20 protein-coding genes are annotated in these 22,665 nt (G+C 73.8%); 11 read left to right on the top strand and 9 right to left on the bottom strand.

Annotated elements, in window-relative coordinates:
- Window positions 1-25: 25 nt before the first annotated feature.
- From IE305_RS04025 to IE305_RS04015, 3 genes are read right to left on the bottom strand one after another with little or no spacing between them, the layout of a single operon-like run.
- Window positions 26-580, bottom strand: coding sequence for a hypothetical protein (locus IE305_RS04025; RefSeq protein WP_190127937.1), 555 nt, complete (start codon window positions 578-580; stop codon window positions 26-28).
- Window positions 577-2,034, bottom strand: coding sequence for an ATP-binding protein (locus IE305_RS04020; RefSeq protein ID WP_229890497.1), 1,458 nt, complete (start codon window positions 2,032-2,034; stop codon window positions 577-579). Before IE305_RS04020 ends, IE305_RS04025 begins: the two co-directional genes overlap by 4 nt.
- Before the next feature lie 8 nt (window positions 2,035-2,042).
- Window positions 2,043-2,741: a response regulator gene (locus tag IE305_RS04015; RefSeq protein WP_190127936.1), complete on the bottom strand. Its 699-nt coding sequence runs from the start codon at window positions 2,739-2,741 to the stop codon at window positions 2,043-2,045.
- A 206-nt stretch (window positions 2,742-2,947) separates the two neighbouring features.
- Here IE305_RS04015 and IE305_RS04010 point away from each other — a divergent pair, with 206 nt between their 5' ends.
- Entirely contained in the window at window positions 2,948-3,460 is a 513-nt protein-coding gene (locus IE305_RS04010; protein ID WP_190127935.1) for a hypothetical protein, read from the top strand.
- A 27-nt stretch (window positions 3,461-3,487) separates the two neighbouring features.
- Here IE305_RS04010 and IE305_RS04005 read toward each other — a convergent pair whose 3' ends face one another.
- Window positions 3,488-4,243: a PaaX family transcriptional regulator C-terminal domain-containing protein gene (locus IE305_RS04005; RefSeq protein WP_190127934.1), complete on the bottom strand. Its 756-nt coding sequence runs from the start codon at window positions 4,241-4,243 to the stop codon at window positions 3,488-3,490.
- 80 nt (window positions 4,244-4,323) lie between these two features.
- On the opposite strand from IE305_RS04005, the gene IE305_RS04000 reads away from it, so the two are divergent.
- The 7 genes from IE305_RS04000 (at window position 4,324) to egtD (ending at window position 12,928) form a co-directional block, all read left to right on the top strand.
- Entirely contained in the window at window positions 4,324-5,967 is a 1,644-nt protein-coding gene (locus IE305_RS04000) for an acyl-CoA dehydrogenase family protein (protein WP_190127933.1), read from the top strand.
- Between the two features lie 120 nt (window positions 5,968-6,087).
- A complete protein-coding gene (locus IE305_RS03995) occupies window positions 6,088-7,479 on the top strand; it encodes a hypothetical protein (RefSeq protein WP_190127932.1) in 1,392 nt (463 codons plus the stop codon).
- A gap of 84 nt (window positions 7,480-7,563) precedes the next feature.
- The gene (locus IE305_RS03990) at window positions 7,564-8,319 is read left to right on the top strand and encodes a bestrophin-like domain (RefSeq protein WP_190127931.1); all 756 of its coding nucleotides are present in this window, start codon (window positions 7,564-7,566) and stop codon (window positions 8,317-8,319) included.
- 108 nt (window positions 8,320-8,427) lie between these two features.
- Window positions 8,428-9,762: an ergothioneine biosynthesis glutamate--cysteine ligase EgtA gene (egtA, locus tag IE305_RS03985; protein ID WP_229890496.1), complete on the top strand. Its 1,335-nt coding sequence runs from the start codon at window positions 8,428-8,430 to the stop codon at window positions 9,760-9,762.
- Window positions 9,759-11,090, top strand: coding sequence for an ergothioneine biosynthesis protein EgtB (gene egtB / locus IE305_RS03980; protein ID WP_190127930.1), 1,332 nt, complete (start codon window positions 9,759-9,761; stop codon window positions 11,088-11,090). Before egtA ends, egtB begins: the two co-directional genes overlap by 4 nt.
- Window positions 11,090-11,875 (top strand): ergothioneine biosynthesis protein EgtC, encoded by a 786-nt coding sequence (gene egtC, locus IE305_RS03975; protein WP_190127929.1) that lies wholly within the window; start codon window positions 11,090-11,092, stop codon window positions 11,873-11,875. The genes egtB and egtC overlap by 1 nt, the downstream gene beginning before the upstream one ends.
- A gap of 84 nt (window positions 11,876-11,959) precedes the next feature.
- A complete protein-coding gene (egtD, locus tag IE305_RS03970) occupies window positions 11,960-12,928 on the top strand; it encodes an L-histidine N(alpha)-methyltransferase (protein ID WP_190127928.1) in 969 nt (322 codons plus the stop codon).
- Here the strand turns inward: egtD and IE305_RS03965 are convergent.
- From IE305_RS03965 to IE305_RS03950, 4 genes are all read right to left on the bottom strand, one after another.
- Window positions 12,919-14,562, bottom strand: a complete 1,644-nt coding sequence (locus IE305_RS03965) for a glycosyltransferase (RefSeq protein WP_190127927.1) — start codon at window positions 14,560-14,562, stop codon at window positions 12,919-12,921. The two genes, egtD and IE305_RS03965, sit on opposite strands and share 10 nt — an antisense overlap.
- 50 nt (window positions 14,563-14,612) lie before the next feature.
- The gene (locus IE305_RS03960; RefSeq protein ID WP_190127926.1) at window positions 14,613-16,712 is read right to left on the bottom strand and encodes a hypothetical protein; all 2,100 of its coding nucleotides are present in this window, start codon (window positions 16,710-16,712) and stop codon (window positions 14,613-14,615) included.
- A 128-nt stretch (window positions 16,713-16,840) separates the two neighbouring features.
- Window positions 16,841-17,554 carry an ABC transporter ATP-binding protein gene (locus IE305_RS03955; protein WP_190128208.1) on the bottom strand — a complete coding sequence of 238 codons (714 nt, stop codon included), beginning with the start codon at window positions 17,552-17,554 and terminating at the stop codon, window positions 16,841-16,843.
- A gap of 119 nt (window positions 17,555-17,673) precedes the next feature.
- Window positions 17,674-18,012: a hypothetical protein gene (locus IE305_RS03950; protein WP_190127925.1), complete on the bottom strand. Its 339-nt coding sequence runs from the start codon at window positions 18,010-18,012 to the stop codon at window positions 17,674-17,676.
- Between the two features lie 664 nt (window positions 18,013-18,676).
- Between IE305_RS03950 and IE305_RS03945 the strand changes: the two genes are divergently transcribed.
- Both IE305_RS03945 and IE305_RS03940 read left to right on the top strand, forming a co-directional pair.
- Window positions 18,677-19,993 carry a prenyltransferase/squalene oxidase repeat-containing protein gene (locus IE305_RS03945; protein WP_190127924.1) on the top strand — a complete coding sequence of 439 codons (1,317 nt, stop codon included), beginning with the start codon at window positions 18,677-18,679 and terminating at the stop codon, window positions 19,991-19,993.
- 7 nt (window positions 19,994-20,000) lie between these two features.
- Complete coding sequence (locus tag IE305_RS03940; RefSeq protein WP_190127923.1) at window positions 20,001-20,702, top strand: (2Fe-2S)-binding protein; 702 nt, start codon at window positions 20,001-20,003, stop codon at window positions 20,700-20,702.
- Here IE305_RS03940 and IE305_RS03935 read toward each other — a convergent pair.
- Window positions 20,676-21,494 (bottom strand): alpha/beta fold hydrolase, encoded by an 819-nt coding sequence (locus tag IE305_RS03935; protein WP_190127922.1) that lies wholly within the window; start codon window positions 21,492-21,494, stop codon window positions 20,676-20,678. The genes IE305_RS03940 and IE305_RS03935 overlap by 27 nt on opposite strands.
- A gap of 109 nt (window positions 21,495-21,603) precedes the next feature.
- On the opposite strand from IE305_RS03935, the gene IE305_RS03930 reads away from it, so the two are divergent.
- A complete protein-coding gene (locus IE305_RS03930) occupies window positions 21,604-22,665 on the top strand; it encodes a phosphatidylinositol-specific phospholipase C domain-containing protein (RefSeq protein WP_190127921.1) in 1,062 nt (353 codons plus the stop codon).

Raw genomic sequence — 22,665 nt, 5'->3', positions numbered from 1 at the left:
GCCCTGAGAGCCGCGAGCGGGCCGGTCAGGGCGCCGGCGACACCGTCGGCGCCGCCTGCCCCGGCACGCCGGCCCGCCGGTCGCACAGCTGGTCCGGCACCTTCCTGCCGCCGCCGCTGAGCGTCACCCGTACCTCCTCGGGCGGCAGGTCGCCGGGGACGCCGTTGTGCGCGGCGGTGCACACCAGCTGGTTGCGCGCGGTGGGCGTGAGGCGGGTGACGTCGAGGGGCAGCTGGATGAGGACGGTGCCCTCGCCCGTGGTGACCACCGTGCGGCCGGCCATGCGGGGCAGCTCGGAGTACAGGCCGCGGATCTTCTCCGGCTCGTTGGGGCCGAGCAGCAGCAGCGGCACGGCCTCCTCGGCGGTGACCTCGGCGTCCGCGGGGCGGGAGACCGGGATGAGGCCGCCGGGGTAGCCGAAGTAGAGCCGGGCCTCCTTCACGGGCGCGCCCGGCCGCTTGGCGCCCTGGGCGGGCCGGCCCACCTCGACCACGTCCGTCGGCTCCACGCCGCAGCCCGCCAGGACGCCGGCCAGCGCCCCGGCCAGGGCCGCGGCGGCCACGGCGCGCCGGGCCCTCACTGCTCCTCACCGCCTCGGCGCAGCGGCAGGTCGACGGTGAACACCGCTCCTCCCCCGGGTCCGTTGGCGGCCCGTACGGTGCCGTCGTGCAGGCGGACGTTCTCCATGGTGATGGCGAGGCCCAGGCCGCTGCCCTCGGAGCGGACGCGGGCGGCGTCCGCCTTGAAGAACCGCTCGAAGACGTGCGGCAGCACCTCGGGGTCGATGCCCTCGCCCCGGTCGGCCGTCTCGATCAGCAGGTGCTCGCCGTCGGGGCGGTCCTCGACGCGGGCGGAGAGGCTGACGGGCTCACCGCCGTGCTTGAGGGCGTTGCCGACGAGGTTGGCGACGACGACGTCGATGCGGCGCGGGTCGAGGCGGGCGCGCAGCCCCTCGGGCAGCTCGGTGGCGACCTTGTCCTGCCAGCCGCGCGACTGGAGGGTCTTGCGCAGCGTCTCGGCGACGTCGACCTCGTCGAGGTGCAGGGCGGCGGCGCCCGCGTCGAAGCGGGAGATCTCCATCAGGTCCTCGACCATGCGGACCAGCTTTCCGGTCTCCTCGCTGATCAGGCGTACGGCGTGGGCCGTGTCGGGGTCGAGGGAGCCGGCGTCCTCGTCGAGCACGTCGACGACGGCCGTCATCGCGGCCAGCGGGGTGCGCAGCTCGTGCGAGACGTCGGCGGCGAAGCGCCGCGAGTTGGCCTCCATGCGGCGCAGCTCGGCGACGTTCTTCTCCAGGGCGGCGGCCATGTCGTTGAAGGTGCGCGACAGGTCGGCGAGCTCGTCGCTGCCGGTGACCTTCAGCCGGGTGTCCAGCTCGCCCTCGGTGATGCGCTGGGTGGCGCGGCGCAGCTCGCGCACCGGGCGCAGCACGCCGCGCGCGGCCACCAGCGCCGGGACGACGGCCAGCGCGATGGCGGGCAGTGCGCCGCTCTGCGCGGCCTCGACGAGGGCGTGGACGTTGGCCTCGTCCTGGCGCAGCGGCAGCTCGGCGTAGACCTCCAGGCCGGAGAGGTCGGCGGGGTCGTCGCGGTAGGCGACGGGGAGGCCGATGACGAGCCAGGGGTCGCCGTCGACGGTGACGCGCTGGAAGGCGGCGACGCCCTGGCGCACCTTGTCCCGGACGTCCTGCGGGATGCGGTGGGAGGCGTGGGGCGTCTGGGGCAGCAGCGGCCCGTCCTTGTAGCGGGTGTGCACCACCCAGTGCTGGGCCTGGCCGGCCCGGTCCAGGTCCTGCGTGAACTTGACCAGGTCGCCGGTGCGCGGCGGGAAGCGCAGGTCGGGCACCTGCGAGTCGACCTGGGAGCGCAGGGCGTTGACGGCGGTGTCCTGGGTCCGCTTGAGGATGGCGGTGCGGGCCTCGCGGAAGGTCAGGGCCGCGGTCGTCAGCGCGCTGAGCGCCGCGACCAGCAGGAACGCCACGACGAGTCGGGCGCGCAGGCCGCGGGCGAGGGCGCGCAGGGCGGGTGGGCGCACGGGCGGGCTCAGACGGGGCCGAAGCGGTAGCCGAAGCCGCGCACGGTCTGGATGTACTTCGGGGAGCGGGTGGACTCCTCGATCTTGGTGCGGAGGCGCATCACACAGGCGTCCACGAGCCTGGCGTCGCCGTGGTAGCTGTGCTCCCAGACGTGTTCCAGGAGTTGCTGGCGGCTGAAGACACGGCCGGGCGTGGCCGACAGGTGGAGCAGCAGCTTCATCTCGGACGGGGCGAGGGCGAGGTCCTGGCCGTTCTTGGAGACCAGCAGCCCGGCCCGGTCGATGGTGAGGTCGCCGTGGGTCTCGGCGGCCGCGGGCCGCTCCTCGCGGTCGGCACCGTCGACGGGGGCGGCGCGGCGCAGCACGGCGCGGATGCGGGCCTCCAGGACCTCGCCGCGGGCGGGCTTGACGATGTAGTCGTCGGCGCCGGCCTCCAGGCCGAGGACCACGTCGATGTCGTCGCCGCGCGCGGTCAGCATGATGATCGGTATCTGCTGGGTGGCGCGGATGCGCCGGCAGACCTCGAAGCCGCTCTTGTCGGGCAGCATGAGGTCGAGCAGGACCAGGTCGGGGCGGAAGGTGTCGAGGGCGGCCAGCCCGGCCTCGCCGGTGGGCGCGGCCTCCACCTCGTGGCCGCGGCGGCGCAGCGTGAGGGTGACGCCCTCCCGGACGGCGCGGTCGTCCTCGATCAGCAGCACGCGTGACATGGGATCCAGTATCGGGGGCGGTACCAGACGATCTTGTCGCGGGCCGGGCGGAACGGGGGAACTGTCACGGACTGCTCATATTCGAGCAGGCCACTCGGCGGAGGCGGGCACGCACAACCCGACCCTCAGCCTCTGTGTCGCCATCTGCCGGGCACTGGACACCGATCTCAACTCCCTGTTCTGGGAAGAAGGAGCACACGGACACCATGGATGAGCGGCAGCGCCTCAAGGCGGGCACGTCGGCCCTCGTCACCCTGGGCGTCGTCATGGTCGCAGCCCTCGGCGTACTGGTGTGGGACTACGCCCGGACCAAGGAGGTGACGAACACGGCGGCGATCGTGGTCCTCGTCGGTGCCGCGGGCGTCTTCGCGCTGATGCAGCGCGTGCTGGGCGCCGAGGCCCCCCGGTCCCTCATGGGCATCGAGCTCCCCACCGGCGCGGACGCGCCCAGCCGTCGCCGGAGGCGGCGCGCCTACCTGGTCGAGGCGCTCCTGTCGGCCGTGGCCCTCACTGGCCTCAGCCTCGCCGGCCTCGTCCTCGGCGACCGGCAGGCGCTGACCTCCGCCCTCCCCTTCGCGGTCCAGGGCACGCCCGGGCCGGCCGCCCTCCTCGCCACGGAGTTCGTGGCCCTGTTCGCGGTGTCGTACGCGATCGACCGGGCGCTGGGAGAGTGGAGCTCGAAGGCCGTCGAGCGGCAGTACGCACGCCTGGACGGCTGACCACCGGGTCCGCCGGCGGCTGCCCCGCTACGCGATGTGCCGCAGCAGCACCGCGTGCAGGTCCGCGTCGAACGCCTCGTGGCGCGCGCGCAGCCGCTCCCCCGGCCAGTCGGCCGGCAGCAGGGCGGGGGGCAGGACCGGGTCCGCGAGCAGGTGCCGCAGCACGGCCGCGGAGACCATGAACCGTTCCGCCACCCCGTCGGCGGCGTGCAGCGCCTCCTCCAGTTCGCGGGCGCGCCGGGACCAGCCCGGCAGGTCCCACAGGGCCGCCACGACGCGGGCGGGGTCGCCGTCGGGGGCGGCACCCGTGAAGACCGCGCACTGCTCGGTGACCACGGACGGCCACTCCCGCCGCACGAGGTTCGCCGGCCGCAGCCAGCACCCCTCCCGCAGCTCCCCCATCCGCAGCGCGGCCATGGCCTGGCGCAGGGCCGCGCGGTCCGGTGCGGCCCGGCGTGCCGCGCCGGTGACGACGGCGAGCTCCCAGCCGCCGTCCCAGTCCCGGGTGTGCGGCGCACGGCTGTCGTCCTGCCGGGCCTGCCGCGCCACCAGCCGTTCCGCGAGCCGGTACGCACCGTCCCGCTGCTCCAGGTCACCCGCGGCGACCATCCGCGTCAGCGCCGTACGGACCGTGCCCTCGGCCACGCCGAAGAGGGCCCCCACCCGTACGAGGGCCCGGGCGGGCAGTGCGGGCGGGTGGTGGCCCAGCAGGGTCGAGAGCACGATCGAGCGCGCGGTCAGCGGCCGCAGGCCGGGGGCGGCGAACGGAACCCTGGCATCCATGACGGCCTCACCCTATCCCTTCCATTACAGTCCGGCATCACGCATCCTGAAAACGTAATCCTCGTCCACCGGAGGTGCCCGTGAGCGCCACGCACGACGTCCTGAACCAGCCGCCGCCGCTGACGGGCTTCAGCACTGCCGACGACCCCGCCCTCCTGGAGGCCCTGCGCCGCGACGCGCCCTGGGGCGAGGCCGAGGTGCGCGAGCTGGGGGCCCGCGCCGGTGCGGAGGAGGTGCAGGAGTGGGCCCGCGCCGCCGAGGCGTACCCGCCGGTCCTGCGCACCCACGACCGCTTCGGGCACCGCGTCGACGAGGTGGACTTCCATCCCGCCTGGCACCACCTGATGGCCGCCGCGGTGGCCAGTGGCCAGCACGCCGCGCCGTGGGCCGAGCCGCGCGAGGGCGCGCACCTGGTGCGGGCCGCGAAGTTCTACGCCTGGGCGCAGGCCGAGCCCGGCCACGGCTGCCCCGTGTCCATGACCTACGCCGCCGTCCCGGCGCTCCGCGCCCAGCCGGAGCTGGCCGCCGCGTACGAGCCGCTGCTCGCCTCCCGCACCTACGACTTCGGGCTGCGGCCGCCGCTGGAGAAGCGGGGCCTGATCGCCGGGATGTCGATGACCGAGAAGCAGGGCGGCTCCGACGTCCGCGCCAACACCACCACCGCCGTGCCCGCCGGCGACGGCTCGTACCTCGTCACCGGGCACAAGTGGTTCACCTCGGCGCCCATGAGCGACGTCTTCCTGATGCTCGCCCAGGGCCCCGAGGGCCTCACGTGCTTCCTCATGCCGCGCGTGCTGCCCGACGGCACCCGCAACGCCCTGCGGCTCCAGCGGCTGAAGGACAAGCTCGGCAACCGCTCCAACGCCTCCGCCGAGATCGAGTACGAGCAGGCCGTGGCCTGGCCGGTCGGCGAGCCGGGACGTGGCGTCCGCACGATCGTCGAGATGGTCAACATGACCCGGCTCGACTGCGTCCTCGGCACCGCCGCCGGGATGCGCGCCGGGCTCCGCCAGGCCCTGCACCACGCCGCGCACCGCCGCGCCTTCGGCGCCCGCCTCGTCGACCAGCCCCTGATGCGCGCCGTCCTCGCCGACCTGGCCGTCGAGTCCGAGGCCGCGATCGCCCTCGCCCTGCGGCTGGCGGCGGCCCTCGACCAGTCGCTGGCCGGTGATGCCGCCGAGGCGGCGCTGCGCCGGATCGGGCTGGCCGCCGGGAAGTACGCGGTGTGCAAGCGCGGCAGCGCGCACGCCGCGGAGGCCCTGGAGTGCCTCGGCGGCAACGGCTACGTCGAGGAGTCGGGCATGCCGCGCCTGTACCGGGAGGCGCCGCTGCTCTCCATCTGGGAGGGCTCGGGCAACGTCGCCGCCCTCGACGTGCTGCGGGTGCTGCGGCGCGAACCCGCCGCGCTGGACGCGTACTTCGCCGAGGTGGAGCGCGCGGCGGGCGCGGACGCCCGGCTGGACGCCGCCATCGCGCGCCTGCGCGCGCTCCTCGGCACCCTGGCGGACGAGACGCAGGCCCAGCTGTCGGCCCGCCGGGTCGCCGAACAACTGACGCTCGTGCTCCAGGGCAGCCTGCTGGTGCGGCACAGCACCCCCGCCGTCGCCGACGCGTTCTGCGCGTCCCGGCTGGCCGGCGACTGGGGGCAGGCATTCGGCACGCTGCCGCCCGGCCTCGACCTCGGTGCCGTCCTGGAGCGCGCGACCGGCGAGAAGCAGCCGTAGGAACGGAACGAGCACAGCGTGAGCCGCTGATCGCGCCACCCCCACCGGTATTCACTCCATCGGACGAATGAGACGAGGGAGGCCGGGGGTGGCCTGTGCGGTGCCCCGAGGATCACGCCCGTGGACACATCGGGCGGGGCGGGACGTACGACGGGTCGTACGGCGGGACGTGCGGGGTGGGTGACGGCGGTGGCGCTGCTGAGCACCCTCGGCGTGGGCCCGGTGCCGCTCGCGCACGCCGCCGACGGCGACACCGTGCGCGTCGGCGCGGGCCGCCTCGCCCGCGCCGATGCCGGCCTGGCCGGCCCCGACGTCCGCGCCCGCACCGCGGGCCCCGTGACGGCGCGTGCCCGGGTCGCCCGTGGCGGCACCGTGCGCGTCGGTGCCGGCCGCCTCGCCCGTGGCCGAGCCGACCTGGCCGGACCCGACGTCCAGGCCCGTACCGCGGGGCCCGTGTCAGCGCGGGCCCGTGTCGCCGACGACGTCACCGTACGGGCCCGGGCCGGCCGCCCCGGCCCGGCGGCCGGGCCCCCGGTGCCGCCCGACCCGCCGGACCCCGTGCCCCCGCGCACCGAGCCGGGTCTCCTGGGCGTACGGGCCCGCTCGGACGAGAACATCACGGCCCACGCCCACGCCGTACGGCTCGTGGGCGCCGATGCGGTCGTCGTGCCGCCGGGCGCCCCCGGCGGCACGGCCGCCGGCGCCAACGTGCGCGTCGTGGACCTGTGCCTGGGCGCCGGGGGCCGGCTCACGGGCGGCGGCCTGGAGGCAGCCCTGCGCCTCGGCCGCTGCCGCGACGCGGCACCGGGCACACCGCCCGCACCCCCGGCGCCGGTACCCCCGGCCCCGGCACCGCCCGCCCCCGCACCGCCTGCCCCGCCGGCTCCGGCACCCCCGGCTCCGGCACCCGTACCGCCGGGGGAAGCCCCACCACCGGCCGCCCCACCCGCGCCGGCCCCTCCCGCACCGGCGCCCCCTGCGCCCGCGCCCCCCGCACCCGCACCCGCACCGCCGGCGCCGCCGGCCCCGGCCCCGCCCGCGCCGCCTGCACCTCCCGCACCGCCCGCCCCTCCCGTGGTGCTCCCGCCGGGCCCCGTGCCGCCGCCCGCTCTCCCACCGGCTCCGGCTCCTCCCGCGCCCGCGCCCCCGGGCGCGGGCGCCCCCGGCGCACCCGGCGCCCCGGGGGCACCCGGCGCGCCCGGCAGCCCAGGTGCCCCGGCCGCACCCCCCGCTCCCCCGGCCGCAGCCGCCCCGCCCGCCGCGGCCTCTCAGGCGTCCCCCGCCTCCCCGTCGCAGAGCAACCCCGCGCCCCCCGCGGCGGCGCACCCGCCCGCCCGGTCCCACCGGTCGCCCGCCACCCTGCGCCCGTACCACCAGGCCGCCGCGGCCCACCCGCCCCGGGGCGGCACCTCCGTCGTCGTCCTCACCCTGGTGCTCACCGCCCCGGCCGTGCTGGCCGCGGCGCTGCTGCGCCCGCGGTCGAGCCGCGGCAGCCGGGGCCGGGGCCGCTGACCCCCGCCACGCGTCCCGCCCGCCCCTTCGTCACCTCACGTCGTCACCTCACGTCGTCCTCGTGGTCCCCTGTGGGAGGTTCCCTTGTCCGAGTGGCTGGTTCTGGCCATCGCGATGGCCGCCGCCTGTGCGGTCGTCCTGTCGATCACCGTGCTGCGGGAGCGGCGCCTCGGCGAGGACGACGACCCGAGCGAGACCCCCGACGTGATCGAGTACATGACCATGATGGTGGGGGTGGTCTACGCCATTGTTCTGGGACTGGCCATCGCCGGCGTCTGGGAGGCCCGCAACTCCGCGCAGGACACCGTCCGCGCCGAGGCCCAGGCCCTGCACGAGGTGTCCGAGCGCGTGCAGGTGTACGCCCCGGCCGCCCGGGACCGCACCCGCGAGGACATCCGGACGTACGTGACGTACGTGGTCGACAAGGAGTGGCCCGTGATGCTGGCGAAGGGCGAGCTGACCGACAAGGGCGCCCAGCTGCTGGACCAAGTGCGGGCGGACGTCACCGAGTACCAGCCCCGCGACGACCACGAGAGCCAGTCCTACCAGCCGCTGCTCGACCAGGTCACGGCCGCCGACACGGCCCGCAACGCCCGGGCGCAGGGGGCCGGGCCGACGCTGCCGGCGGTGGTGTGGTTCGGGCTGATCGGCGGGGCGCTGGTGGCGGTCGGGCTGATCTACACCCTGCAGATCCGCCGCTCGGGCCGCGAGCTGCTGCTCGCCGGCCTCTACAGCGCCATGATCGCCTTCCTGCTGTTCCTCATCTGGGACTTCAACCTGCCCTTCGGCCGCGACGTGGCCGACGCCACGGGTGCCTTCACCGACCTCTTCCCCGGCTGACCGCCCCTCCTGTGACCGGTTCCGGGCGTCCCCTGTCCCCGTCCCGGCTGCTCCGCGACTGTTCGCCGCCGATTGCGGGTACGGAGCAACGGACGGGAGGTGGCGAACGTGACCGACTGCTTTGCCGACGACGACGCCCTCACGGGGCCGGTGGGCGAGTCCGAGGCCGACGCGTTCGTGCGCGGCATCTGCTTCAAGACCGGGCCGCCCCGGTTCGTCGGGGCCGAGCTGGAATGGCTCGTCCACGATCTGCACGACCCGACGCGCCCCGTCGCACCGCACCGGCTGGCCGAGGCCGCCGAGCGGGTCGGGGCCCTGCCGCTCAGGTCGGTGTTCACCATCGAGCCCGGCGGCCAGCTGGAGTTCAGCTCCAGCCCCGCCGAGTCGCTGACCGCCTGCGTGGACGAACTCTCGCACGACCTCGCGCTCGCCCGCGCGGAGCTCCGCACGCTCGGCCTGGCCCTGGCGGGCTACGGCAAGGAGCCCTGGTACGAGCCGCCACGGGTGCGGAACACGCCGCGCTACGACGCGATGATCGTGTACTACGACCGGATCAACGCCGCCGGGCGGAACGTGATGTGCCGTACGGCCTCGGTCCAGGTCTGCGTCGACGCCGGCCACGAGGGACCCGGCCCCCTGGGGTACGCCAGGCGCTGGCGCCTGGCCCACCTGCTGGGGGCGGTGCTCTCCGCAGCGTTCGCCAACTCCCCGCTGCTGCTGGGCCGCCCCACCGGGTGGCGCTCCAGCCGGCAGGCCTGCTACGCCCGGATGGACCCGTTCCGCACGCTGGCCCCGCCCGAGGGGCAGGACCTGCGGGCGGCGTGGGCGGCGTACGCGCTGGACGCGCCGGTGATGTTCGTCCGGACGGAGGAGGCGCCCTGGGCGGTGCAGCGCGGGCTGCCGCTGCGGGAGTGGATGCGCACGGGCCGGCCGCGGCCGCCCACGATGGACGACGTCGCGTACCACCTGACCACGCTGTTCCCGCCCATAAGGCCACGCGGCCACCTGGAGCTGCGCATGATCGACGCGCAGCCGGGCGAGGACGGCTGGGTGGTGCCGGTGGCGGTCACGGCCGCCCTGTTCGACGATCCGTCGGCGTCGGAGACCGCCTTCCGGGCGGTGAAGGCGCTGGCGGACGCGCCGAGCCCGCATCCGCCGCCGCGCAACGCCCTGTGGCGGCGGGCGGCGCGGCACGGGCTGGCCGACCCGGAGCTGCACGCCGCCGCGGTGGCCTGTTTCGCCGCGGCCCGTGAGGCGCTGCCCCGGCTGGGTGCCCGGCCGGAGGTGGTGGCGGCGGTAGACGCGTTCACCGAGCGGTACGTGGAGCGGGGCCGGTGCCCGGCCGACGACCTGCTCGACCTGGCCGGCGGGTCCGGTGGGCCCGTCGGGCTCGGCGGGTTCGGCGGGCTCGGCGGGTTCGGCGGCGAGGGGGCCCGGCCATGAGCAGCACCACGGGGGCGGGCACCGACACCCTCCGGGAACAGGTCGCGGGCGTCCTGCTGGCCGCCCGCGACCGCACCCGGCTCCTCACCGAATGCGTCACCGACGCCGAGCTGACCGCCCAGCACTCGCCGCTGATGTCGCCGCTGGTGTGGGACCTGGCCCACATCGGCAACCAGGAGGAGGTGTGGCTGCTGCGCGCGGCGGCCGGCGCCGAGGCCCTGCGGCCGGAGATCGACCCGCTGTACGACGCGTTCCGGCACCCGCGCGCGGAACGCCCCGGGCTGCCGCTGCTGCCGCCGCGCGAGGCGCGCGGTTACGTCGCGGAGGTGCGGGGCCGGGTGCTGGACGCGCTCGACGGCGGGGTGCTGCGCGGCGAGGGGCCGCTGCTGGACGGCGGCTTCGCGTTCGGCATGGTCGCCCAGCACGAGCAGCAGCACGACGAGACCATGCTCATCACCCACCAGCTGCGGCGCGGCCCGGCCGCGCTGTCCGCGCCGCCGCCCCCGCCCGCGTCGCCGGACGCCGCCGCGCTGCCGGCCGAGGTGCTGGTGCCGGGCGGGCCGTTCACGATGGGCACGTCCACCGAGCCGTGGGCGCTGGACAACGAACGGCCCGCGCACGTCCGCGAGGTGGCGCCGTTCCACCTGGACACGCTGCCGGTGACGAACGGCGCGTACCGCGCGTTCGTCGACGACGGCGGCTACGCCGAGCCCCGCTGGTGGCACCCCGACGGCTGGGCCATGGTGCGCCGGCACGGCCTGACGGCGCCGCTGTTCTGGCGCCGCGAGGGCGGCACGTGGGTGCGCCGCCGGTTCGGGGTGACGGAGGAGGTTCCGCCGCACGAGCCGGTGCTGCACGTCAGCTGGTACGAGGCGGCGGCGTACGCGGCCTGGGCGGGGCGGCGGCTGCCCACCGAGGAGGAGTGGGAGAAGGCCGCCCGGCACGACCCGGCCACCGGCCGCTCCCGCCGCTACCCGTGGGGCGACGACGACCCCGGGCCCGGCCACGCCAACCTGGGCCAGCGCCATCTGCGGCCGGCCGCCGCCGGCGCGTACCCGGCCGGGGCCTCGCCGCTCGGGGTGCGGCAGCTGATCGGGGACGTGTGGGAGTGGACGGCGAGCGACTTCCTGCCGTACCCGGGGTTCCGGGCGTTCCCGTACCGGGAGTACTCCGAGGTCTTCTTCGGCAGCGCCCACAAGGTGCTGCGCGGCGGGTCGTTCGCCGTGGACCCGGTGGCCTGCCGCGGCACGTTCCGCAACTGGGACCTGCCGCAGCGGCGGCAGATCTTCGCCGGCTTCCGCACCGCACGTGACGCGGAAGGCCGCTGATGTGCCGGCACATCGCGGTGCTCGGGCCCGACGCACCGCTCGGCGAGACGCTGGTCGCACCCCCGTACGCGCTGGTGCGCCAGTCGTGGGCGCCCCGGCACATGCGCAACGGCACGGTCAACGCGGACGGTTTCGGCGTGGGCTGGTACGCGCCCGGCGACCCGCGGCCGGCCCGCTACCGGCGGGCGGGCCCGGTCTGGGCCGACGAGTCGTTCGCCGACCTGGCGCGCGTGGTGCGCAGCCGTGCGCTGCTGGCGGCGGTGCGGGACGCCACGGAGCGGAGCGCCGACTCCGAGGCGGCCGCGGCACCGTACGCGGGCGGCCCCTGGCTGTTCAGCCACAACGGCGCGGTGGCCGGCTGGCCGGACTCCGCGGTGCCGCTGGTGCCGCTGCTGCCCGCGGGGGCGCTGCTGCGGCTCGCGGCGCGCTGCGACTCGGCGTTCGTGTGGGCGCTGGCCGAGCACCGGCTGCGGGCCGGTGACGACCTGGGCCGGGCGCTCTCGGTGACGGCGGCGACGGTCGCCGAGGCGGCGCCCGGGTCACGGCTGAACCTGCTGGTCACCGACGGGGTGTCGATCGCCGCCACGGCGTGGGGCGATTCGCTGTGGTACCTCGCCGAGGGCGCCGGCGGCAGCCGCACGGTCGTGGCGTCCGAGCCGTACGACGACGACCCGCGCTGGGCCGAGGTGCCCGACCGCACGCTGCTGACCGCCGACCGCGCCGGTGTGACCCTCTCCCACCTGCCCGAACGTCTGCCGGAGCGGTTCTCCCACCGGCCCGTGTGACTGCCCGCGTAACTCTTCCAGCCCCACCCCACCCACCGTTCCCTTCCGCGATTTCCGCGATTTCCCGCGCAAGGAGCCTGTGCCGTGAGCCAGTTCGCCCTCACCCGTACCCTGCCCCAGGACGCAACCGCTGCCGCGCTGCGCGAGGACGTCACCGAGGGCCTGACCCGCTGGCCGAAACAACTCCCCCCGAAGTGGTTCTACGACGCCCGCGGGAGCGAGCTGTTCGAGGAGATCACCCGGCTGCCCGAGTACTACCCGACCCGTGCCGAGCGGCAGATCCTGCGCGACCGCGCCCCCGAGATCGCCGCGGCCGTGCCCGCCCGCACCCTCGTCGAGCTGGGCTCGGGGTCGTCGGACAAGACACGGCACCTGATCGCCGCGCTGCCCTCCCTGGAGACGTACGTGCCGGTGGACGTGAGCGAGAGCGCGCTCACGGGCGCCGCGAAGGCGCTGCTCGCCGAGCACCCGGGGCTGTCGGTGCACGCCGTGGTCGCCGACTTCGAGCACGGCCCGGCGCTGCCGCCGGTGCCGGGCCCGCGCCTGCTGGCCTTCCTCGGCGGCACGATCGGCAACCTCCTGCCGGCCGAACGCGCCGCCTTCCTCGGCGGACTGCGCGCCGGCCTCGGCGACGGCGACGCGCTGCTGCTGGGCACGGACCTGGTCAAGGACCCGGCGACGCTGGTGGCGGCGTACGACGACGCGAGCGGCGTCACCGCCGCGTTCAACAAGAACGTGCTGGCGGTCATCAACCGTGAGCTGGGCGCGGACTTCGACCCGGCGGGGTACGACCACGTGGCGGTGTGGGACGCGGAGCGGGAGTGGATCGAGATGCGGCTGCGGTCCCGCGGCCCGGCGGTGGTGAAGATCCCGTCGCTGGACCTGGCGGTGCATTTCGAACGCGGCGAGGAGCTGCGGACGGAGGTGTCGGCGAAGTTCCGCCAGGAGGGTGTCCGGCGGGAACTGGCGGCGGCCGGCCTGACGTTGCGCCACTGGTGGACGGACGACGAGGGACGCTTCGCACTGTCGCTGTCGGTGCCTGCTCAGGGGTGAAGGGTCAGCACCCGTGCCGTTCCGAGGGGCCCGTCGGTGGGGACGACACGGGTGGTGACGTCGCGGCCGTCGAGCAGGGCCTTCAGGGCGGACGGCCCGGGCTGTAATCGCCCGCGGTCGAAGAGGACGAGGCTGACCTGGACGTGCGGTGGCACGGCGCGCTCGCGGTACTGCGCGTAGGTGACGGCGTCGCACCCCGAGTACCAGCCCATTTCCGGCTCGTACCCGCTGACGAGCAGGCAGGGCCGGTCCGTGGCCAGGCTGCGGGCCACCGGCACGGTGGACTCGCTCAGCCGGCTGGGCCCGCGCATCGCACCGTGCGCCACGACGTGCGCGGTGCCCAGCACGGTCAGCGCCGCCATGGCCGCGAGGCCGGCCAGGACGGGCGCCGACCGCCCACGGCACCGTTCGGCGACCGCCTGCACGCCGAGGACGGTCAGCAGGACGACGGGCAGGTACACGAACCGCGCTTCACCGTGGGAGGTGCAGCCGAGGACGACGAACGCGAAGACGGCGCTGAGCCCGAGGAAGACGCACCGCCGGTCCTCGTCGCGGGCGCGCCGGCCGGCCAGCCGGCGGACGGCTGCCGCGAGCGCGACCAGCCCGGCCACCATCACCAGGGCACCGAGGTCACCGGCGAGGCGGTAGGGGAAGATGAGGAGGTAGTAGAGCAGTCCGTCGGCGAAGAAGGAACGGTTGGCCTGGGACGTGGCCCAGGTGATGACGCCCAGCAGCGACCCGGTGGCCCGCGCGGCGTAGAGGAAGTGCGGCACCAGGCCGAGGAGCAGCAGTACCCCGGCGCCCACGAGCCGCCGCCACTGCGCAGCCCAGGCCCGGGGCCCGTAGGCGACGAGTGCGGCGAGGGCGACGGCGAGGAGATTGGCGACGGTCCCGTACCGCAGGTAGAAGGCGGGGACGACGACGAGGGGAAGCGCCAGGAGGGCTCGCGAACCGGGGCGTTCCTGCGCCCGCGTGACGAGGAAGACGGCGAGCAGGACGAGCCCGGTGCTGCCGATGTCGTTGAGGAACTCGGGCACGCGGCGGAGGAACCCGATGCCGCTGAGAAGGACGAGCAGCACGACCACGGCGCGCCGGGGCGTGGTCCACCGGGAGGCGACGAAGTAGGTGACGCCCAAGGTGAAGAGGGTCAGGCACAGGGCCACGACTCTCAGGGAGCCGACGCTGTTGTGCACGGTGAGGGCGAGATACCCCAACGCGGGTAACCCAACGGGCCGATAGGTCCCCCACCCGGCATCGGGCGTCCCGTCCAGCCACGACCGCGCCTTGTTGGCGTACACGGCCTCCTCGTGCCCGATGTGCGGCTCGTGATCCTGAAGCCCCGCCCAGACGGCAGCGGCGAGCCCGAACACCCCGGCGACCCACACGCCGACGGGTAATCGCCGGAGCAGCAACACGACCCGGGGCACCGGCAACTCCGCACCGGCCGCCTCCCGCCCCACCCCACTGACCCCGAACGCAACCGCCGCCCCGAGCAAATAGGGCCACGGCTGCCACCCCGGCAACCACCCCCCGAACCCGGCGACGATCAGCACCTGCTGCACGACGGCGGCCACGGCCAGGGCAACGGAAATCACCCAAGCCGTACGCCGCACCGGCGTGGTGGACACCACCATCAGAGGCCCCTCTCCCGAATGTAAAGCGACCGGAACCGTCAGAGGTGCAGCTAGGCGCCGTACGGACGCCACCGAGCCGCTTGACGAATCGCGGCACGGGCTCCCCACCAGGAGGTGACGGCAGACAGAGCGACCAAGGCGCCGGCTGCACTCCACACCACGGACATGGGAAGAACGATCCCTTCGGCCGGCACCTCCTGTGGTGCCGCCAGCCACTGTGCCGCCACAAGACCGACGGCGATGGCAGCGATCAGGGGCAGGAGGAGGGAGAACACCGATGCCGAGTAGTAGAGCCGTCGTTGACCGGTGAGCACGCTCAGCGGCGCCATGCTGTTGCCGAAGCGCAGGAACTCGGCGAGGTTGACGAGTGCCACAGCAAGGGCGAGCACGAGGATTCCGGGTACTCCGAAGAACGCCACCCACCGGCCGTGGTTCTCCGTCAGCTTGGACCCTTCGAGCCAGCTCTCACCGGGTACCCCTACTTGGGCTGCGTTGATCGACAAATGATCGCGCACAAGCTGCTTGATGGCGACGACGGGAAGGTTTTTGCCGTCCGAGGACGTCAGAAACACAGTCCGGGGGCCTTCCAGCAGGTTGTCGGTCAGTACCGGCCCCACTTTGACCTCAAGGTGATCCGGTCTCGGACCGGTCCAGCGGATCGCTTCAGCGATACGGCGGTCGACGGCCCTGACGTCGACTCGCAGAGCGGCGCCGGAACACTGCACGTGCACGGACCGCAGGGCGTTGCACGACCCCTGGAGCGAGGTGGCCGCGGCAGGACTGTCCGCCGGACGGACGGCAAGTACCTCTGTGCCTGGCGGGAGACGCCGCAGCAGATCTTCCATCTGCCCCTTGTCCACCTTCTCCGGGCGGAAGTCCATGACCAGCAGACTCTGGCCGATCTGTGCGGCGGTCCTCCGGGCAGCCGCAGCGGAAGATCCGAAATGGAGGCTGTTCAGCTGCACCTGTGTCACCACGACCAGGGCAACCGCCACACCGGCGACCAAGCGAGCAGTCACCCCCGGATGAGACTCCGTATGGCGCCCGGACACCAGTGCGCCACCGCTGCCGGTCCGTCGTGTGGCGGCGGCAAGTCCGCGGCCCACGGCGGCGGCACCGAGCGCGACAACACACGGCAGGGTGACCAGCACTAGGCCGATACCTATGTTGTAGAGGTTGGCCCGCAGCTGGGTGTGCTCTGCAGGATCAAGCTGCGCGGGCACCGTAACGGTGACGAACAGAAGGATCGGACAGGCGAGGGCTCCCCAGTGAACGACTTTGCTACGTCGAGCAGTCACTCGGGTCGAGACGGAGCGGCGACGTGAGACGGCCCGGTGCATGACGCCGACAAGAGCCAGCACGAACGCTGCGGCAACTCCTCCCATGCCCAGGAGTTCCCAGAACGACCGGCGCAGGTCGGCGGAGGAGAGCCAATAGTCGACCCACGGCAGGCGTACATCGCCCGTTGTGGCGACGATCAGACCTGGGAGGGTACCGAGCAGCGCGCCAGCCAGGACAGGAGGCCCCGCTTCTCCCCAGTGGAGCCACAGTCGTGCCCGCCATCCGCCACCAAGTGCACTGATCAACGCAGTCCGCTTGTCCCGGGCGGACGCTCCCATGCGGACGGCGAGGACGGCGAGGACGAGAACCGGCACGAGCACGAGGCACAACGCGTTGAGCAGGCCGGCACGTTCTCCGATGAAAAGGAGGTCTCCGGGCATCCCTTGCCCTGGCCAGCCGAATCCGACGATCGGCTCGACTCTTGCCCGGCGCAACTGCACTTCTGTCGGATTGACGTACGCGAACCGTTCACCGGGGCTGGCGAGCCCGCTATTGCGGATCTCGCCGACGATCCTCCCGAACCTGCCAGGGGCGTGTTCCGATTCCAGGGCGCGGACGAGGCCAGGCGATGCCACCACTTCTCCCGGCGCGGGCCATCGTTCCACACCTGGTGGTAGTGGGGCATCGGCGCTGAGAGGTCGCACGAAGACGACACTGTGCTGTACCCCCTTTACCGTGTCGAAGCTGTCCACCACGAGTGCAACAGGTTTCCTCGCGGGATACGCCTTCTGGTATTGAAGAGCGCGCGCTTGCGAGCGTTGCTCAATGCCGTCATACACGGCATGCACCGCCACCACGGCGGAGAACACGACAGCCAGCAGGGCGGCCGCAAGGAGCAGAGCTACAGCTCTGACCCCGCCCCCCTCCGACCGTCTTCCGCCCGCACGGCCGATCACCAGGAGTTGTGCCCACAGGGGGCGACCAGTGAAGGATCTCGTCACTGTCGGCCTCCCGGAATCCCTGCCACATACGGGACCAGGCTGGCGCCGGTCAGTTCCAGACAGTGATCGGCTCTCTGGGCCACGGTCTTGTCGTGGGTGACGACGATCAACGCGCAGCTCCAGCGCCTGGGCACGTCGAAGAGCAGGTGGGCGACGCTGTCACGTGTGGCCGAGTCAAGGGCACCGGTAGGTTCGTCGGCCAACAGGATGGCCGGTTCGTTGATCAGAGCCCGGGCGACGGCCACGCGCTGACGCTCACCGCCCGAGAGATGTCCCGTGGAAATACCATGAGCACGTACCTCGAGTTCCTTCAGTAAGGATTCGGCGCGGCGGTAGGCCAGCTGTGCTTTGACACCACCCAGCAGAGCAGCGAGCGCGACGTTCTCGACCGGCGTCAACTCCGGTAGCAGTTCACCGAACTGGAAAACTACGCCCATGTGCCGGCTGCGGTGTCGTTCCAGTTCTCGTCGCCGCATACGCACAATGTCCCGACCCGCGACCGAGATCACACCCTCTCCGGGTCTTACCAGGCCGAGCAGACATCCCAGCAGGGTGCTCTTCCCACTACCGCTCGGACCGACAACGGCGACCGACTCGCCGGCCGACACACGTAATCCAACATGGTCAAGAAGAACGCGGCCACCGACCTCGTAACACAGCCCTTCCACGCGAAGTGCCGGTTCGTTCGGCACTCCCCCACCCTGCCCCATGAAGTACTCTTCTCGTTTTCTCTGCACATTGGCAACGCATGGAGGCGGGAGGCGGCTGCATAGCCGCCTCCCGCCGAAGGGCCTCACATCACTGCATGGACAGCTGGCCCCGGTGGAGGCTAATTGTTCTGCCAGTGACCACAGTTGTCGTTGTTGTCAGGCACCCACTCACAGACTCTGACCTTGTAGATCGTCGCCCCTTGGGAGCTGGACACCACCCCACCACTCTTGTTCCAGAGGTGATACGGCGAGTCGTCATCGGTGCGGTAGTAGTCGGCGTGAGACTTGCCGTCCGTCCGCTGCTCCAACCACAACTTGGTGTCGTTGTAGCCCGTGGCCGCCCATGCCTTGCCGTTCGGCGAGTAGGCACGGATTTCGGCGAACGCTGGCGAAGCCCCGATCAGAGCTACACCAGCCACCGCCAGGCCAGCAAGTGCCCTGGCTGCGGATTTCTTCATCTCGGTTTCCCCTCCTGCCCCTCACGGGGCGGTCCTGACGGTCGACAGAGCCCGAGCCCCACGGGCTTTTCCCCCGCAGAGCTCCCCTCCCGGCTCTTGCGACTCCAGTGCCGACAGCCGCGATTCCTGCGGCCGTCACCGGCTCTGCCGCTGTCGTGTACACCCTCATCATTCACGCACGCCACGTCCGTCACCAGCACCTCAACCACCCCTGTCCGGAAACCACCGAACCGGCACCGACACCCATGCGTGGTCATTCATCGACCTTCCTCGGCAAGAAACGGAATCAAAGAGGCTGATGCGTTACCTAAGATCCACACGTCATGGCAGAACCAGGCGGGAATCAGGGTGATCACTCGGTTATTCGGTACGCACTGGCTTGATCCCCCGTGTTACCTCCGGGAGCCACGCCCGAGCTTCGGCCGAATCCGACCGCGTGCCGTAACCCGCCGAGCCTGCCGGCCATGTCGGGTCGGAGCACACAGCGACGGCCGTGGCTCGAGGTCGGGGGTGGCGCTACAGTGTGCGATGCCATTCGATGTTCGTTCGAATAGGACGGGCCCGCTGCCGGCACCATCGGTATCGAGACGGCGCTCTTCCTCGTGAACCCGTGGTTCCGGCCGTTGTTCCCGCTCCGCGTACCTGACTCGAGGAGAGAGAGCCCATGCCCCCGTCCCTGCGCCCCCGGGCAGCCGTCGCGCTGCCCGCGGCCCTGCTCGGTGCGGCACTCCTGCTGCCCGGCGGTGCGGCCGTCGCCGACAACCATCCGGCCTCCGAGAAGGCGGCCGGGGCCGGATCCCGGCCGGCTGCCGGGGCCGCCGGCTGGGTCGCCTCCCGGCTGACCGGCGGTGCCCACGCCGGCGACGACTACGAGCTGACCGCCGACGTCGTCCTCGGCCTCGCCGCCTCCGGCACCGCCGGTGACGCCGCCACGAAGGCCACCGACTGGCTCGCCACGCCCGCGCACGCCAAGGCGTACGTCGCCACCGGCCCGCGTGCCGTCGCCAAGCTCGCGCTCGTGGCCGCCGTCGAGCACCGGGACGCCCGGAAGTTCGGCGAGCAGGACCTGACGACGCTGCTCAAGCAGCAGACGGACACCAAGGACCTCACCACCCGGGCGCTGGTCGTGCTCGCGCTCCAGCGCCACGGCGGCGCGCCCGCCGACGCCGTCGACCTCCTCGCCAAGGCCCGTTGCCCCCAGGGCGGAGGTTTCCCCGGCGCGGCCGGCCGGGCGGACTGCACACCCGACCTCGGCACCACGTCCATAGCCGTCCAGGCACTGCTGGCCGCCGACCGCAAGGACGACGCCAAGCCCGCCCTGGAGTGGCTGGAGAAGCAGCAGCAGGCCGACGGCAGCTTCGCGGCCAACACCGAGTCCACCGCGCTCGGGGTGCAGGCCCTGGCGGCCGGCGGTCGTCACGAGGCCGTCGCCAAGGGGCAGAAGTGGCTGCACGGCAAGCAACTGGGCTGTGACGCCACGGCGGAGGACCGCGGCTCGGTCGACAAGTCGCTCCCCGCCACCGCCCGCGCGCTCCCCGCCCTCGCCGGCACGTCCCTGGCCGCCATCGACGGCAAGGGCGCCCAGGGCAGCCATGCCGTCGTCGGCTGCGCGTCGGACCACGGGACGACGACCACCTCGCACACGACGACCACGGGCGGCACGACCACGGGCGGCACGACCACCGACGTCACGCCCTCACCCACGCCCACGCCCGCCCCCTCCGTCTCCCCCTCGGTGAATCCCACCGCCACGCCGTCCCCGGCCCCGACCCCATCCGCTTCCGCCACCGCGTCGCCCGACCCCACCGGCTACCCCACCACCTACCCGACCGGCGGCACCACGGGCACCACAGGCGGCAGCGAAAGTCTCGCCTCCACCGGCATGGGCACCGCCCTGCCCGCCGCCGTCGGTTCCGCGGCCCTGCTGCTGACCGGTGCCACGGCCCTCGTCCTCTCCCGCCACCGCCGCAACGACTCCTGAGCCGCCCATGCACCACCTCCCCGACCCCGCCGCCGTGGGGCCCTTCTTCGCCCTGCGCACCGACGGACCGCCGGGAGGCTGCCTGCCGCTCGGTGACGACGCCGTACGCGCCCGCGTACCCGTCGTCGCCGAGCGGCTGGGCACGGACGACACGCGGGTGGCGGCCTCCGTCGCGTTCCAGGGCATCGCCGGCCGGCTGCTGTCCGTCGCGCTCGGCGCGGCGGTGCTCACCGGCCGGGTGCCCGACCTGGCCGGCGGCCGGCTGCTGTGGCACCCGGCCCGTACCGCGCCGGACGACCTGTGGCTGCCCCACCCCGCCCCGCCGCCGCTCCCGGCGGACGCCGGGAGCATCGCGGCCACCGTCGTCGACGGCCTTCTCGTGCCGCTGCACGCGGCCACGCGCGCCGTCGTGCCGATCTCCGCGCAGCTGCTGTGGGGCAACGCCGGTTCGTCGCTCGCCGGTTCGGCGCGCGTCCTCCACGACTGGTGCCGGTCCGAGGGCCGCCCGCAGGTCGCCGTACGGGCCGTGGCGCTGACCCGGGCCCTGTTCACGCACCCGTTGCTGCGCGACACCGGCACCCTGCGCACCCGCCCCGCCGTGTCGTTCGTCCGCCGCACCTGCTGCCTGTACTACCGCGTGCCCACCGGCGGCGGCATGTGCGGCGACTGCGTGCTGCGGCACTCAGCTCGCGGTCCGGCGCGGCGGTAGCGTCGGCAGCACCCCGTCCGTCAGGAATCCGAGCACCAACGGGGTGGCGATGTCCGCGAACTCCTCGAAGTACGCGTGGCGGGCCCCGGGGATGAGGCACATCCGCGCGTCCGGAATGCGTTCGGCGAGCAGCGGCGCGTTGGCGGTCGGGTTGAACCTGTCGTCGGTGCCGTGGACGACGAGCGTCGGCGCCGTGATCCGCGGCAGTGCGTCCCACGCGTCGTGGCGGGCGCTCGCCCGCAGGTGACGGCGGCGGTCGCCGGCGGACATCGTCGGGTCGCCGAGCGTGTGCAGCGGCCCGGCGTGCCGGGCGAGCCAGGCCGGCGTGTACATGAGTTCGCGCAGCGCGCGCCGTGCGGCCACGGCATCGGGCTGCGCCAGGGCCCGCCGGACCTCCGGCCCGCGCTCGACGCCGTGCGGCGCCCCCGGCGACGTACAGCCGAGCACGAGCCGGCCGACGCGTCCGGGGTGGCCGGCGGCGAGCCACTGTGCGACCCGCCCGCCCATGGACGTGCCGTAGACGTGGGCCCGGCCGATCCCTGCATGGTCGAGGACGGCCAGCACGTCGCGGGCGAACCCCGGTGTGCTGTACGTGTCCGTCCCGGGCCGGTCGCTGGCCCCGGTTCCGCGGTAGTCCATGACGACGGTGGTGAACTCGGCCTCGAACGCGGGCCGCACCGCGTCCCACCAGTGGTGGTCGTTGGCCTGCCCGCTCAGCAGCACCAGCGGCTCACCGGCGCCGCGGACCTCGTAGTGGAGTGCGGCGCCGTCGGCCGCGTGTGCGAAGGGCATGGTCGGTGATTCTCTCACCGGCCGTTCATCTGACCGACCATCACCTCCGGTTACTCTTCTGGTCGCTCATCCCCCGGGCCACCCGCCCACCAGCGCTCCAGGAGAACCCATGAGACGCATACGGCCGCTGCGCGCCGCCCTCACGCTCCTCGCCGCAGCAGCAATGACGGCCGCCGCGACCACCCCCGTGGGCGCCACCGAGCCGCGCGACTACGCCGCCACCACCTCCGTCGGCGTCCACAACGCCTACGACCGCGCCAAGTACCCCTACTTCGCCGACGCCCTCGACTCCGGCGCCTCCCTCCTCGAACTCGACGTCTGGACGAACGGCTTCGGCGGCCGGTCCTTCCGCGTCTCCCACGGCAACCCCCTCCGCAACGACAACAACTGCGAGGGCGCCGGCTCCCCCTCCCAGCTGCGCACCCACCCCACCCGCAACCAGCCCCTCGACGGCTGCCTCGCCGACATCCGCGCCTGGCACGACGCCCACCCCGGGCACCGCCCGGTCCTCCTCAAGGTGGAGATGAAGGACGGCTTCAACGCCAACAGCGGCCGCGGGCCCGCCGAGTTCGACGCCCTCCTCACCTCCAAGCTCGGCGACGCGCTCTACCGCCCCGGCGACCTCACCGGGCGGCACGCCACGCTCGACGCGGCCGTACGGGCCGGCTCCTGGCCCTCCCGGTCCGCCCTCGCCGGCAAGTTCGTCGTCGAACTCATCCCCGGCACGCTGGAGGAACGCAACCCGGCCGACCACCTCTGGACCGACCGCGAGTACGCCACCCACCTGCGCGACCTCGCCGCCGCCGGTCACCTCGACCGCGCCACCGCGTTCCCCGCGGTGCACGGAGCCGCCGCCGGTGACCCGCGTACGCGGTACGCCGACGCGTCGATCCGCCCCTGGTTCGTCGTGTTCGACGGCGACGCCGCCACGTACCTCGGCGGCGGCGCGAACGGCATCGACACGTCGTGGTACGACGACCGGCACTACCTCGTCGTCATGACCGACGCGCACAACGTCCCCCCGGCCATCGACGGCACCCGCCCCACCGAGGCCCAGGCCCGCGACCGCGTCGCCCTCCTGGCCCGCGGCCACGCCAGCTTCGCCACGGCGGACTGGTACCCGCTGCCGCAGGTCCTGTCGACGGTCCTCCCGCGCGGCCAGGCGTCGTGA

The sequence above is a fragment of the Streptomyces mashuensis genome, assembly GCF_014654785.1.
GTDB classification, from domain to species: domain Bacteria; phylum Actinomycetota; class Actinomycetes; order Streptomycetales; family Streptomycetaceae; genus Streptomyces; species Streptomyces mashuensis.
Note: the sequence above shows the minus strand (reverse complement) of the source record. Positions and strands in the feature narration are given on the sequence as shown.